The sequence below is a fragment of the Candidatus Soleaferrea massiliensis AP7 genome, assembly GCF_000820765.1.
Taxonomy (GTDB): Bacteria; Bacillota; Clostridia; order Oscillospirales; family Ruminococcaceae; genus Soleaferrea; species Soleaferrea massiliensis.
In genome coordinates this window covers 71,519-85,176 of record NZ_CCYH01000006.1, presented here as the reverse complement: position 1 = coordinate 85,176, position 13,658 = coordinate 71,519, and the positions used below count along the sequence as shown (strand labels likewise).

12 protein-coding genes and 1 other annotated feature are annotated in these 13,658 nt (G+C 55.0%); of the genes, 2 read left to right on the top strand and 10 right to left on the bottom strand.

Going from position 1 to position 13,658, the window contains the following annotated elements; translation table 11 throughout:
* Positions 1-33 precede the first annotated feature (33 nt).
* The 4 genes from coaE to BN348_RS01485 form a co-directional block, all read right to left on the bottom strand.
* Complete coding sequence (coaE, locus tag BN348_RS01500; protein WP_040195759.1) at positions 34-621, bottom strand: dephospho-CoA kinase; 588 nt, start codon at positions 619-621, stop codon at positions 34-36.
* 561 nt (positions 622-1,182) lie between these two features.
* Positions 1,183-2,199, bottom strand: a complete 1,017-nt coding sequence (locus tag BN348_RS01495) for an L-threonylcarbamoyladenylate synthase (protein ID WP_040195758.1) — start codon at positions 2,197-2,199, stop codon at positions 1,183-1,185.
* A 241-nt stretch (positions 2,200-2,440) separates the two neighbouring features.
* Positions 2,441-3,520 (bottom strand): peptide chain release factor 1, encoded by a 1,080-nt coding sequence (gene prfA / locus BN348_RS01490; protein ID WP_040195756.1) that lies wholly within the window; start codon positions 3,518-3,520, stop codon positions 2,441-2,443.
* A 6-nt stretch (positions 3,521-3,526) separates the two neighbouring features.
* The gene (locus tag BN348_RS01485) at positions 3,527-3,721 is read right to left on the bottom strand and encodes a DUF951 domain-containing protein (RefSeq protein WP_040195784.1); all 195 of its coding nucleotides are present in this window, start codon (positions 3,719-3,721) and stop codon (positions 3,527-3,529) included.
* A gap of 455 nt (positions 3,722-4,176) precedes the next feature.
* On the opposite strand from BN348_RS01485, the gene BN348_RS01480 reads away from it, so the two are divergent.
* Together BN348_RS01480 and BN348_RS01475 are read left to right on the top strand one after the other, a co-directional pair.
* Positions 4,177-5,127: a S1 RNA-binding domain-containing protein gene (locus BN348_RS01480; protein ID WP_040195753.1), complete on the top strand. Its 951-nt coding sequence runs from the start codon at positions 4,177-4,179 to the stop codon at positions 5,125-5,127.
* A 242-nt stretch (positions 5,128-5,369) separates the two neighbouring features.
* Positions 5,370-5,729 (top strand): hypothetical protein, encoded by a 360-nt coding sequence (locus BN348_RS01475; RefSeq protein ID WP_040195752.1) that lies wholly within the window; start codon positions 5,370-5,372, stop codon positions 5,727-5,729.
* Between the two features lie 63 nt (positions 5,730-5,792).
* Here the strand turns inward: BN348_RS01475 and BN348_RS01470 are convergent, their stop codons facing one another.
* The 6 genes from BN348_RS01470 to BN348_RS01445 all read right to left on the bottom strand — a co-directional run bounded on the left by BN348_RS01470 (position 5,793) and on the right by BN348_RS01445 (position 13,114).
* Positions 5,793-7,469 carry a 2-isopropylmalate synthase gene (locus tag BN348_RS01470; RefSeq protein WP_040195750.1) on the bottom strand — a complete coding sequence of 559 codons (1,677 nt, stop codon included), beginning with the start codon at positions 7,467-7,469 and terminating at the stop codon, positions 5,793-5,795.
* Between the two features lie 56 nt (positions 7,470-7,525).
* Positions 7,526-7,790: a binding site (T-box leader), on the bottom strand.
* A 61-nt stretch (positions 7,791-7,851) separates the two neighbouring features.
* The gene (locus tag BN348_RS14020; protein ID WP_197068252.1) at positions 7,852-9,084 is read right to left on the bottom strand and encodes an anti-sigma-I factor RsgI family protein; all 1,233 of its coding nucleotides are present in this window, start codon (positions 9,082-9,084) and stop codon (positions 7,852-7,854) included.
* Positions 9,085-9,196: 112 nt separating this feature from the next.
* On the bottom strand, positions 9,197-9,760 hold the full coding sequence (locus BN348_RS01460) for an RNA polymerase sigma factor (protein ID WP_052446609.1): 564 nt from the start codon (positions 9,758-9,760) through the stop codon (positions 9,197-9,199).
* Between the two features lie 142 nt (positions 9,761-9,902).
* Entirely contained in the window at positions 9,903-10,244 is a 342-nt protein-coding gene (locus tag BN348_RS01455; RefSeq protein ID WP_040195747.1) for a hypothetical protein, read from the bottom strand.
* A gap of 27 nt (positions 10,245-10,271) precedes the next feature.
* On the bottom strand, positions 10,272-11,552 hold the full coding sequence (locus BN348_RS01450) for a replication-associated recombination protein A (RefSeq protein WP_040195746.1): 1,281 nt from the start codon (positions 11,550-11,552) through the stop codon (positions 10,272-10,274).
* 308 nt (positions 11,553-11,860) lie between these two features.
* On the bottom strand, positions 11,861-13,114 hold the full coding sequence (locus tag BN348_RS01445; protein WP_040195745.1) for a serine hydroxymethyltransferase: 1,254 nt from the start codon (positions 13,112-13,114) through the stop codon (positions 11,861-11,863).
* Between the last annotated feature and the right edge of the window lie 544 nt (positions 13,115-13,658).

The following is a 13,658-nucleotide window of genomic DNA, read 5'->3' as shown; positions in this document are numbered from 1 at the left end:
TCTGAATACCCCTTATCCTATCCAAAACTTCCCCTACAAATCATACTGTTTGGCAAAACACGCGGCCTGCCGCTTCAGATCGGACAGGCTTCCGTTGTTTTCTATTACAAAATCAGCCCTTTGCCGGTAAAACGTCTCCGCATGCTGCGCACGCATCCGGTTTCCGGCGTTCTGTTCGCTGAGATGGTCACGCTCCACAATCCGTTTCATCCGGTTTTCCTCACTGCCGAGTACCACCAGGATGATATCGCAGAGCCGGTGCGCACCGCTTTCAAAAAGGGTCGGTGCATCTATTAGTATATGCGCGCCAGTTTCGTTTAATTGCCGGATACGCAATTTTATTTCATTTATGATGGCTGAAAACATGATATCGTTGAGCTTTTGCAGCTGCTGCGAATCGGTGAACACCATGTCCGCAAGCGCGCTCCGATCGAGGCTGCCGTCCGCGTGCAGAACGCCTGCGCCAAAGACATCCCGGATTTCCCTTAAACAGGGCCTTCCCGGCATGACAACCTCCCTGGCAAGCCTGTCGCAGTCGATCAACTGGACGCCATACGTTTCAAGCATGCCGGAAACCGTTGTTTTGCCCGCACCGGTCGGACCGGTCAGTCCAATAATCACGCCGCATTCTCCTTCCGATACGCTGTCACTGATCTCCATTTTATAGAAGAAAGGTTTCCATGATATAGCCATACTTTAAAGTTTTATCACAGAATCTTTCCGTTATGTGGTATACAAGCCCTGGCAAAGCAGGATGTCCCTGCCGCTTCCGTCTTTGCTGCAGCCGTACGGCTGCACTGCAGGAAACAGGCCGTTCTAAATTCCTTTTAAGTCCATCCATGTACCCCATAACTCGTAGCAATCTATAAAAATTCCTGTTGATTAGAAGCCATAAATCTTACTGGAACAAATCCATATGGTTACTGCTTTCATCCGTTCCCACCGACTGCAATATGAATCAATAAAATCGACATTGCAGACAGCAAACTTCACATCGGTCCTGGACGGCATCCGATGTTAATCCCTTTATAAGACCGCCATCCGTCATTTTGTATGCTAAAGCCTGATTGCATCAAATCCCGCGGCTCAGATCAGATAGCTGCAGACGGCAAGCCCCACGCCGGTCTTGGACGACATCCGATGTCAATCCCCTTGTAAGGCTGCCATCCGTCATTCTGTATGCTAAAGCTTGATCACATCAAATCCCGCGGCGCGGATCAGACGGTTGTAGACGGCAAGCCCCACGCCGGTCTTGGATGGCATCCGTGCAAACACCTGCTTCGCGCCGAGCTCATCGAGCCTGCGCAGCGCGCCGAACAAGCCCTTGGCCTGTGACAGGCTGTCCGTTTCACTACCGTAGGATACACATGGCAGATCCAAACACTGCTCCTCCCCGCGGAACACCAGCCCGTATGCATCCGTCTGCCGGTGCTCGCCGACATAGGCCGCAAACTGTTCGAACGACCCGTCCAGAATCACCACCTTGGCCTTGGGCGCATAGTGCTTGTACTTCATGCCCGGAGACGCGGCAACCGCGCCGGGCTTCAGCCGGTGCTTGACGGCCGCGTCGAGCACGATGTCCGGCAGGACCTCCCGCAGCATTTCCAGCGTCACGGCGCCCGGACGAAGCAGCCGCGGCGGATTTTCCGCCAGCGTGATGACGGTGGATTCGACGCCGACCTTACAATCCTCCCCGCAGACAATCGCGTCGATGCGGCCGGTCATATCGTCGATACAGTGCTGCGCCGTCGTCGGGCTGGGGCTTCCGGACAGGTTCGCACTCGGGGCCGCGAGCGGCACGCCGGCATATGCGATGATCTTGCGCGCCGTTTCATCGGATGGGAAACGGATCGCAACCGTATCAAGCCCGCCCGACGTCGCGGAAGGAACCTTGTCGGATTTCGGCATGATCACGGTCAACGGCCCCGGCCAGAACCGTTCTGCCAGTGACCGGACGGCATCCGGCACCCCAGCGGCCAGCGCCGGGATCATGGCGGTGTCACAGACATGCACGATCAGAGGATTGTCCTGCGGCCGTCCCTTCGCTTCAAAGATGGAGCGCACCGCACGCTCATCCAATGCGTTGGCCGCCAGCCCGTATACCGTTTCGGTCGGGATGGCGACAAGGCCCCCGCCGCGCAGAATGGCTCCGGCCTCCCTGAGGTCCTGTTCCGATGTTGTCAATAATTTTGTATGCATCAATTCATCCGGCGGTGTGCGTTCCGTTCTGGATGGAGGACACTGCCGACTCCCTCCCTTATATTTATTGCTCATCCATGCTGCTTCTTTCCAAATGGATTTACAAACGCCCATCGGTCTATCCGCCGGCGCAGGCGTATAAATAACGTCAGACGGAGCCTATGCGCAGCCCCGTCTTTCGGTTTATCTCATCCAATTCACAGCATCATTTTTTGAAACAGCTTTCATAAATTCCAAACGGTTAAAGCTCCTCGGTCTGCGCCTGCAGCTTCTCGGCCTGATCGAAGGTGATCAGCGCGTCGAAAATCTCATCGCACGCGCCGTTCAGGACCTGCTCGAGCTTATAGAGGGTCAGGCCGATCCGATGATCGGTCACACGGCCCTGCGGATAGTTGTAGGTGCGGATGCGCTCGGAGCGGTCGCCGGTTCCCACCTGCAGCTTGCGCTGCGACGCGATCGCGTCGTTCTGTTCCTGCAGCTTCTTTTCATACAGCCGGGAACGCAGAATCTTCATGGCCTTGTCCTTGTTCTTAAACTGGCTGCGCTCATCCTGGCACTCCACCACCATGCCGGTCGGCAGATGGGTGATGCGGATCGCCGATTCGGTCTTGTTGATGTGCTGGCCGCCCGCGCCGCTCGAACGGAAGGTATCGATCTGCAGGTCGGTCGGGTTGATCTCGATCTCGACGTCCTCAACCTCCGGCAGCACCGCTACGGTGACCGTCGAGGTGTGGATGCGTCCGGACGCCTCGGTTTCCGGCACGCGCTGTACACGGTGTACGCCGCTCTCAAATTTGAGTCTCGAATACGCGCCCTCGCCGCTGATCGAGAAGCTGACCTCCTTGAAGCCGCCAAGCTCGGTCGCGTTTTCGTTTAAGATTTCGCTCTTCCAGCCCTTGCTTTCCGCATACATGCTGTACATACGGAACAGGGAATTCGCAAACAGCGCCGCTTCCTCGCCGCCCGCGCCGCCGCGGATCTCGATGATGACGTTCTTTTCATCGTTCGGGTCGCTTGGCAGCAGCAGGATTTTGAGCTCCTGCGCGATTCTCTCGACGTTCTCTTTGCTCTGCTCGTACTGTTCCTCGACGATTTCCTTGAAATCCCTCTCCAGGCCGCCCATATCCAGCAATTCCTTCGCCTCGTCAAAGGATGCCTGCTCGGCCGCATATTCGCGGTATTTCTCCACGACCGGCGTGAGCTGCTTGTACTCCCTCATCAACGCGGTGTACTGGGTGTTGTCGGTCACCACATTGGGGTCCATCAGCTTTTGATTGATGTCTTCATATTTGTCCTCGACCTGTTTCAGTTTTTCAAACATGTATGCTTATCCTCCAATTGTTTCATTGCGCACAATTTTTTTGATATTCTTTTCCACCTTGCCGCGCGGCAGCATGACCTCTCTGCCGCAGTTTTCACATTTTATCTTAAAATCCATCCCGACGCGCAGCACCAGAAAGGAATTCGCGCCGCAGGGATGGTTTTTCTTCATGGTTAAAACATCACCGACATGGATATCCACTGAGATTTCCTCCTTTGCCGCGTCCGGACGGAACGGCATCACGTTGTGCAGCCTGCCGCTGCACTTATTTTATCCATAAATGATATTATATCAGATTTTCATCATGCTTTGCAATTCACAGGATGGATGAAAATATGAAGATTCTATGCAAATAATTTGATTCTGTTGCATATATAAAAGATAGCTAGATTTTTTTGCCGGAAGAACTTTGGCAAAGCCCCTCCCTTTCCTGGAAACCGGGGGCTTTGACCGGCGCCTTCTTTTTTGGGCTGCGCGTGCATAGACTGGGAATAAGGACGGCGGAAAGCGAACCGCCGCCAGCTGCACGAGCAGGGAAGGCCGGTTTACAGGGCTTGGAGACAAACCGGTAGGAATGGCCGTGAAAATTTAGTGAATTTCGCCGCGCAGCCGCTCCCGGGCGGATGCCGGCAATCAATTCAGAGGAGGTTATATGCGTGTCAATCTATAAACCGGAGGGATATCTTCTTGAAAGCGCTGAAAACAGGCAGGCGCTGAAAAGCATACAGGGTTTACAGGATGCACTTGATCATGGAAAAATACTGGAAGGCCGGGCGGTCGTCTGCGATGCGGACCACAATCTGATTGTCGATCTTGGATGCATGAAGGGCGTCATCCCGCGTCATGAAACGGCGGTTGGCATCGACGACGGGACCACAAGGGATATTGCGATCATTTCACGGGTCAACAAGCCGGTCTGTTTCCGCATCACCGGGTTTAAGCATATGAAGGACGGCACGGCCCAGGCCATGCTTTCCCGCCGCACCGTCCAGCAGCAGTGTATGAAGGACTACATCCAGCACCTGCAGCCCGGAGACATCATTCCGGCGAAGGTGACCCATCTTGAGCAGTTCGGCTGCTTTGTGGATATTGGATGCGGCATTCCGTCGCTGGTGCCGATTGACTCGATTTCGGTGTCCCGGATCTCCCATCCAAGGGACCGTTTCACGGTCGGGCAGAACATCAAGGTCATTGTCAAGGAGATTTTGCCCGAAGGGCGCATTGTGCTGACCCACAAGGAGCTTCTCGGCACCTGGGAGGAGAATGCCGCGCTGTTTGCCGCCGGCGAAACCGTTGCGGGTATCGTCCGTTCGGTGGAGGATTACGGCGTTTTCGTGGAGCTTACGCCGAATCTGGCGGGGCTTGCGGAACCGAAGGAGAATGTCTACGCGGGCCAGCAGACCAGCGTTTACATAAAGAGCCTGATCCCGCAGAAGATGAAGGTCAAGCTGATCATTGTCGACGCCTTCGACGCGGCCTATAAGACCGAAGACCCGGTGTATTTTATTCAGGATAACCACATCGATTCGTGGCGGTACTCTCCATCCAGCAGCGAGCGGATTGTGGAAACCATCTTCGGCGACAGTCTGGAGGATGACTCGATATAGAAATAAAAGCCTGTGCATGCTTTGGACTAAATCCGGAAAAACGAACAGAGAATAAAGAGGCCTCCTGTCGTAGCATAGAACTACGTCAGGAGGTCATTTTCATGGCAAGGGAATATTGTATCTATGCGCAGTGATCGATCTTTGCGGCAAAACGGTTCTGGCCTGCCGGATTGGCAGCGATATGACCACTTCGCTGTCCATCAAAACCATTCGGGATGCTGTAAAAAAAGAGTTGGCCGCCGATGGACTTTCCCTCCGCACAGCAAAAAAACAACGGCCCCTTTGCCAAGGCGGCTTGGCAGATGCCATACAGCCGCTGTATGATAGCGATCCAGCGGCCGCTTCGCCAAGTGTCACTTGGCAATCACAGCGAGACCGCTGCAGCGCAGCGGTACAACATCCGCAACGCCAAAGTGTCATATGGCAAACAAATCGACATTGCGGCACTGAACGAAAAAACAACAATTGGCCAGAATTTTGGGAGGATAAGACGATGCCGCTGCACCACAGCGACACAACACCGCCATAGAACAAGCGGCCGCCTTGACAAACAAAAAGAACCTGTTTTTCCTTTTAAATATATAAAAAAGGCGCATACCTGAAATGGTATGCGCCCCTGTCGGCGGATTGTTTTCCACAAAAGCAAAGTGCGGCAGTGAAAAATCCTATCGATGCGTTTTATCGAGTATCATCTTGTTGACCGCGCTGACCAGCGCTTTAATCGACGCCTTCATGATGTCGGTGTGTATGCCGGCGCCCCAATAGGTTTTTCCATTTTCGTTGTCGGTGAATCCGACATAGGCGGCGGCGCGGGATTTCGATCCGATCTCCAGCGCGTGTTCCTGATAGACCAGGCTGTTGTAGGAGAGGTTCAGTCCCATCTGGATTGCGTTGTTGACCGCGTCGAACTGGCCGTTGCCGTCCCCGGAAAGCTCCATAACCTTATCCTGATATTTCATCTGGATCTTGGCGTGCAGCTCGTTGTTCGGGTCAAAGTGATACTTGATCAGGCTCAGAGGCTGTTCGATGTTGACATAGTTTTTCATGAAGATCTCGTGAATCTCTTCAGGCATCAGTTCCTTATGCTGATGGTCGGACACGCCCTTGACCAGATAACCAAAGTCCTCGCGCATCTTCTTAGGCAGGTCGAGACCGAACTTCCGTTCGAGCAGATAGCCGATGCCGCCCTTGCCGGACTGGCTGTTGATGCGGATGACGTCGCCGTCGTATTCGCGGCCAATATCCTTCGGGTCGATCATCAGGTACGGAACCGTCCAGTGCTCGCATGCCTTCTCGTCACGCCACTTCATACCCTTGGCAATCGCATCCTGATGCGAGCCGGAGAAGGCCGCAAAGACCAGCTGGCCGCCGTACGGCTGGCGCTCGTAGACATGCATGCCGGTGTATTTCTCATACATCTCAACGACCTCGGGCATGTTTTCAAAGTCGAGCTGCGGATCGACGCCCTGTGCATACATGTTCAGCGCCAGCGTCACGATGTCGACGTTGCCGGTGCGTTCGCCGTTGCCGAACAGCGTTCCCTCGATGCGGTCGCCGCCGGCCAGCAGTCCCATCTCGGAATCCGCCACACCGCAGCCGCGGTCGTTGTGCGGATGCAGGGACAGGATCACGTTTTCCCGGTAGTTGAGGTTCTCGCTCATGTATTCGACCTGGCTGGCATAGACATGCGGCATCGAAACCTGTACCGTGACAGGCAGGTTGATGATGACCTTGCTGTTCTCATCCGGCTGCCAGACATCCAATACCTGGTTGCAGATGTCCAGTGCGAATTCCATCTCGGTGCCGGTGAAGCTTTCCGGGGAGTATTCAAACCGGAAATTGCCCGGCGTCACAGCGGCCTGTTCCTTTAACATCTTTGCGCCGGAAACCGCGATGTCGATGATCTCCTCCTTGGATTTGCGGAAAACCTGCTCGCGCTGTGCCACCGAGGTGGAGTTGTACAGGTGGACGATCGCCTGTTTGGCTCCCTTGAGCGCGTCAAAGGTTTTCTTGATGATGTGTTCCCGCGACTGGGTCAGAACCTGGACGGTCACATCGTCGGGGATCAAATCCTGCTCGATCAGGGTGCGCAGGAAGGTGTATTCGGTTTCAGAGGCGGCCGGGAAGCCGACCTCGATTTCCTTAAAGCCGAGCTTGCAGAGATACTGGAAGAAGGCGACCTTCTCCTCAAGGCTCATCGGGACGATCAGAGACTGATTGCCGTCGCGCAGGTCGACGCTGCACCAGATCGGCGCTTTTTCAATATGGTCCTTCTGGGTCCATTTCATGCAGGGGACCGGCGGCATAAAATATCCGCGGGTGTACTTGCTGACGTTTTTCATAAAGAATCAAATCCTTTCCAAACCAAAATAGACGCTAAAAAAGCCTTTCGTCTCTTTAAAGAGACGAAAGGCTCATAGTCCTTACGCGGTACCACTCTCATTCATATCCCAAATGCGGATATGCACTCTCTCGATACGGATTTCCGGGGAAATCTTATATCATCCTGCTGTAACGGTCAGGCTCCGGCCCCACCTACTCTTGTTTTCATTTCAGCGGGCTACTTCAAGGCGAGTTCGGATTTTTGGTTCTGCTGTTTCACACCAGCCAACAGCTCTCTGTAAGAACGGGGAAACCCTACTATTCCTCTGCAACGTATTTGAGATATTGACGCTATTATATACCCTGCGTTTGGATTTGTCAACCCCTTTTTGCGGAGAATTTTCAGTCGTCACAGCTGTCCCTGCAGACCGAGTTCAGTCTGCCGCAGTCGTCGCAGTACTGCTTGCCGTTCGCACGGCCGCAGCCTCCGCGGCATTCCGATTCAATCTTTCCGCAGTATTCGCAGTATTCGTCGTCGTCCCAGTCATCGTCATCATGATCGTTGCCGTCATGGTCGCCGTCATCCCAGCCGTGGCGATGCTGATTGCCGTTTCCATTGCCCGCACCGTTGCCAGTTCCATTTCCGTTGCCGTTGCCAGCACCATTGCCAGCGCCGTTGCTGTTACCAGCACCATTGCCGTTGCCAGCACCATTGCCGTTGCCAGCACCATTACCGTTGCCAGCGCCGTTACCGTTACCAGCTCCAGTACCATTGCCGCCGTGATATTTGCAGCGGTCCCGGCAATCCGCGTTGAGCCGTCCGCAGTCGTCGCAGTACCGCTCGCCGCCGGATTTGTCGCAGATGTTCCTGCAGACCGTTTTAAGCTGGCCGCAGTATTCGCAGTACAGGTCGTCCCCAACGCCATTCTGCTCATTCACATCGTCGATCGTGTCCTCGATCATGTCGTCCAGATCGTCGTCGTATTCGGTCACGATATCGGTAATCGAGATGCCGCGTTCGGTGATCAGAGCCGCCAGCTCCTTGATGGACATGCCGGCCAGCTCTTTGGCGTCCAGCGTGGAATCCTTGGCCATCAGCTTGCGGATGAAGTCCGCCTTGCCGATCGAGATGCTGTACTGCTTTGCAAAGGATGCCAGATCATCCGAACCGGTTTCGGACTGCTGCAGAACCTTCGCCTGTACGCCCTGCTGCCTGAGGACCGCGTCGATGTCCCGCGCAAATTCCTGCTGCAGCCGCGCGGCCTTCTGGGCGTCGTCATTCATGACGGAAACGAGAATCGTGTTCGAAGCGTTGTCCGCGGACAGATAGCCCTGTGTGACCATCGAGCCGATCAGGGCATTGGATGCAACATTCAGCGTCACGCCCTTTAAATCCATATCGCTGAGCACCTGCTTCGCGTCGTCGTTCAGCGCCCGGCATTCCAGAACGCGGTCGTCCTTTCCGGTGGAGATCTCAATGCCCGGATTGACATCCAGACTGATCAGGGAATCGATCTTCGGCTGGGATAAAAACCATACACTGACAAAGCCGATGACAAACAGTGCGGCCAGCGAACAGGCTGCGGTGACAAGGGTTTTTCTTCTTCTAACCGGTTTCTCTTCTCTATATTCCATAATTGACAGCTCCTTTTGCATGTCAGCCGAAAGGACCCGATCCAGAATATCGGGGGTTTCAGCCATGACAGCCCTCCGAAGCGTCCTTTTGATTTCTCTGCTGCGCATCAGATTACCCCTCCTCATTCAGGATTTTTTTCAGTTTCTTCATCGCCCGGCTGTAGCCGGACAGCACCGAACCCAGCGGCATCTCCACCACATCGGCGACCTCGCGGAATTTAAGCCCGCTGACCGCGTGCAGCAGAACAATCTGCCGTTCCTTGTCCCCGAGCGACTGCAGCGTTTTCTGCAGCACCAGCCGGTCAATTAGGCCGGACAGCTCCTCCTTCGCGGGGATGGTTTCACCCAGGTCGTCCAGGTTGGTTTCGGGATGGCTGCCCCGCCGCCGAAGCTCCATATAGGCAAGGTTGCGGGCGATCGTGAAGATCCAGGCCATCGGCTTGTTTTTGGGGATGTAGTGCTGTATCGATTTGCGTACGCTCAGGTAGGTGTCCTGCATCAGGTCCTCTGCCATCGAGCGGTTCCGCACAACCGACAGGAGAAAACAGTAGACGGTGTGCTTCGTCAGCTCATAGAGCTCAGCGAACGCGTCCATATCGCCGCCGGCGACCCTGCGCATCAAGTCGTCGGTCGGCTGTTTTGGTTTGATCCTGTCGGTATCGATGGTGAACAGCATCTTTTTCCTCCCTCTTACACACATAATGCAAAGAAGCGTCGTTTTATTGCATCGGGCATAAAAAAATTTAAAAAAGCCGGACAAGCTGTTTTACTCTCATAAAAAAACCTGTCCGGCGGATATTCGTTTCTCTTGATATTCTTTATATCAGCAGGAACTGCGCAAGACTGACCAGCAGCGTGATGGCCAGCGGCAGAATGAACAGGAACATGACCTTGGAAACACCGAAATACCGTCTGCGCCGGTCCCTTTCCGCCTTTGTGTCCGGACGCCCCCTCAGGATGACGTTGATCAGAATCGGCACCAGCGCGCCGGCGATGCTCATAAAGGTCACAACGATGTAAATTGCGAGAATGATGTCGATATGCAGTGCCATCAGGACGAAATAAAGCAGCGGGCAGAACAGAAACCACAGGACGACCAGCGCGATCATCTTGTTCTGACGTGCCTTCTGCTGTTTGGTTTTCGAATTGCTTTTAGCCATAATAGGTGTTCCCTCCCTGAATAGGATTTATTTGGGTGTCCGGCCATCGGATGATTTGATCCGGTCCCAGTACTGCTTGGCAGCCTGTTCGGTTTTGTTGTCGCCGTATTCATAGTATATCCGATCCTTCAGCGTGTCAGGCAGATACTGCTGCTGGACATAGTGGTTGTCGCCGGTATGGGCATACTGGTAGCCGATGCCGTGTCCCAGATCCTTTGAGCCGGCATAGTGGCAGTCCTTGAGGTGCGCCGGGATGTCGCCGGACTTGCCGGCATGGATGTCCGCGAGCGCGGCCTCGATGCCCATGAGCGCGCTGTTGGATTTCGGCGCGGTCGCCAGCAGGATGACCGCCTGCGCAAGCGGGATGCGCGCCTCCGGGTAGCCGAGCTGCATGGCCGCGTCGACGCAGCTTTTGACGATGGTGATCGCGTTCGGATAGGCAAGCGAGATGTCCTCGCAGGCCGTGACGAGCAGCCTGCGGCAGGGGGAGATCAGATCCCCGGCCTCGACGAGCCTGGCAAGGTAGTGCAGCGCGGCGTGCGGGTCCGATCCCCGGATCGATTTCTGGAAGGCGGACAGCACGTCGTAGTGTTCATCCGCGTCGCGGTCATAGCGCATCTGGCTCTTCTGCGCGACCTGCCGGATCTGGTCGAGCGTGATGTGTTTGCCGTTTTCGCCGGGGGATGCGGCCAGAAAGCAGAGCTCCGCGGTGTTGATCGCCTTTCGGACATCCCCGCCGCCGGCCCGCGCAATCAGCGCACAGCCGCCGTCTTCGAGCGTCACATCGACATGATGCTCCTCGCTCAGTATGGAGAAGGCGCGCTGCACGGCCGGCTCGACCTCCTGCGGGCTGACGGGCTTGAACTCGAACACCGTGCTCCGGCTCAGAATCGCGTTGTAGATGTAGAAATACGGGTTCTCGGTAGTGGAGGCAATCAGCGTGATCTCGCCGTTTTCGATGTATTCCAGCAGCGACTGCTGCTGTTTTTTATTCAGGTACTGGATTTCATCCAGATAGAGCAGCACGCCCTCCCGCGTGCCGAAGGTGCCGAGCTGGCCGACGATGTTCTTGATGTCGGCGGTCGAGGCGTTGGTGCCGTTCAGCTTGTGCAGCTGCTTATGGGTGCGCTCGGCGATGATGCGCGCGACGGTGGTCTTGCCGACGCCGGACGGGCCGTAGAAGATCAGGTTCGGGATTTCGCCGCTCTCGATGATGCTGCGCAGAACCCGGCCCTCGCCTAAAATATGGGATTGTCCGACCACGTCATGAAGCGTCTGCGGGCGGATGCGGTCCGCAAGCGGTTTCATCCGAAATACCTCCCTTCTATTATCATAGCATTGTTAAGTAAACATATGAAAATGCTCTGAAGAACGCTTGTTTCATAAGATTTCAGTCTGTCTGGCGTTCTTCCCCGTCTCGTAGGGAGGAAGGCCGGCTGCCGCGCTGTTTTTCCATGTTAACTTAACAATGCCATCATCCTATACGGCGATTGCCATATCCCAATTGCTGCCGTATCTGAAAAGATGGCGTCGAATCATCTGCGGATATGAAATCTGCCGCGCTGTCACCCGGGGATGCGGACAGCGGCGGCAGAATCTATATCAGAATCAGAGCATTATTCGTACAGCGGATATTTTGCGCAGAGCGCGCCCACGCCCTCGCGGATATAATCGGCCTTGCCCTCAAAGTCGGTTGCCGCCAGATAGATGTACTCGGCAATCTTCTCCATATCCTCTTCTTTGAGTCCGCGGCTGGTGACGGCCGGCGTTCCGATGCGGATGCCGCTGGTCACGAACGGGCTCTGCGGATCGTTCGGGATTGCGTTCTTGTTGACCGTGATGTACACCTCATCCAGCTTCTTTTCCAGCTCCTTGCCGGTGATGTTCATCTTACGCAGGTCGACCAGCATCAGATGGTTGTCGGTTCCGCCCGATACGAGATCGAAGCCCTTCTGAACCAGCGCTTTTGCCAGCGCGTCGGCGTTCTTGACGACCTGCTGCTGATAGGCCTTGAACTCATCGGAGAGCGCTTCGCCGAAGCATACGGCCTTCGCGGCGATGATGTGCATCAGCGGTCCGCCCTGGGTGCCAGGGAAGATGGCCTTGTCGATCTGTTTGGCCAGCTCCTCACGGCACAGAATCATACCGCCGCGCGGTCCGCGCAGGGTCTTATGGGTGGTGGTGGTGACGACATCCGCGTACGGGACTGGGGACGGATGAAGGCCCGCGGCGACCAGGCCCGCGATGTGCGCCATGTCCACCATGAAGTAGGCGCCGCACTTCTTGGCGATCTGTCCGATGCGTTCGAAATCGATGATGCGCGGATAGGCGCTTGCACCTGCGACGATCAGCTTCGGCTTCTCCGCCATGGCCAGCTCTTCGAGCTTATCATAGTCGATGCGGTGTTCGACGTCGTCGACACCGTACGGCACAAAATTGTAATATTTTCCGGACATGTTGACCGGGGAGCCGTGGGTCAGATGTCCGCCGTGCGCCAGGTTCATACCCAGGATGGTTTCACCCGGCTTCACCAGCGCGAAGTAGACCGCAAGGTTGGCCTGCGCGCCGGAATGCGGCTGAACGTTGGCGTGCTCGGCGCCGAACAGCTTCTTGGCTCGGTCGCGCGCGATGTCCTCGACAATGTCGACGTCCTCACAGCCGCCGTAATAGCGCTTGCCCGGATAGCCTTCCGCGTATTTGTTGGTCAGAACCGAGCCCATGGCCGCCATGACCGCCGGGGAAACGATGTTCTCGGAGGCGATCAGTTCGAGGTTCCTGCGCTGTCTGGCCAGTTCCTTCTTCATGGCTGCGCCGACCTCTTCATCGGCTGCCGCTACATAACCAATGGTATCCATCAAATCAGAAAACATAATGCTCAACCACTCACTCTCTAAAAAAATCTGTGACCCGGCGCGGAAACGGATGGGAAAACACACCTATGTAATGAAAAAACCGGCATAAAGCGCCGGAAAAGACCTTCCGAAGCCGGGGAATTCTTAATACAGAATTATACTATACATCTATGAACTTTTCAACCGTTTCCAGCCGGAATTTATCCCAAAGGGCCTGCACAGGGGCGCGCAGTATCACAGAAACCATATATTAATGGAAGATTATCACGGATTTTATACCGATGAAACAAGAAAATTTCTGTGAATTCGGAATTTTTTGTAGACAATCATCACAATTCAGTGTATAATCTATAGCAGGCATTATTTTTGTGGTGTGCCGGCCCGTATCTGTGTGGAGCAATGTCCATGTGCTTTTCCGCGGCAGCATGATGTTGTTCAAAAGTATCGGGTCCGGTGTGCAATGAAACAGCTATCTATGCGTGACTGTTGTTCCATCCAGTAATTTAATTTGTGGGAGGGCCGCTTTTGCCGACGGACAGGCCGCAGGGCCTGCCATTTCGGG

Coding starts and splice junctions, on each gene's coding strand:
- BN348_RS01470 (WP_040195750.1), bottom strand. CDS start 7,469: ATGAAAAACGTCAGCAAGTACACCCGCGGATATTTTATGCCGCCGGTC.
- BN348_RS14020 (WP_197068252.1), bottom strand. CDS start 9,084: ATGGAATATAGAGAAGAGAAACCGGTTAGAAGAAGAAAAACCCTTGTC.
- BN348_RS01460 (WP_052446609.1), bottom strand. CDS start 9,760: ATGCTGTTCACCATCGATACCGACAGGATCAAACCAAAACAGCCGACC.
- BN348_RS01445 (WP_040195745.1), bottom strand. CDS start 13,114: ATGTTTTCTGATTTGATGGATACCATTGGTTATGTAGCGGCAGCCGAT.
- BN348_RS01455 (WP_040195747.1), bottom strand. CDS start 10,244: ATGGCTAAAAGCAATTCGAAAACCAAACAGCAGAAGGCACGTCAGAAC.
- BN348_RS01450 (WP_040195746.1), bottom strand. CDS start 11,552: ATGAAACCGCTTGCGGACCGCATCCGCCCGCAGACGCTTCATGACGTG.
- prfA (WP_040195756.1), bottom strand. CDS start 3,520: ATGTTTGAAAAACTGAAACAGGTCGAGGACAAATATGAAGACATCAAT.
- BN348_RS01495 (WP_040195758.1), bottom strand. CDS start 2,199: ATGCATACAAAATTATTGACAACATCGGAACAGGACCTCAGGGAGGCC.
- BN348_RS01475 (WP_040195752.1), top strand. CDS start 5,370: ATGGACTTTCCCTCCGCACAGCAAAAAAACAACGGCCCCTTTGCCAAG.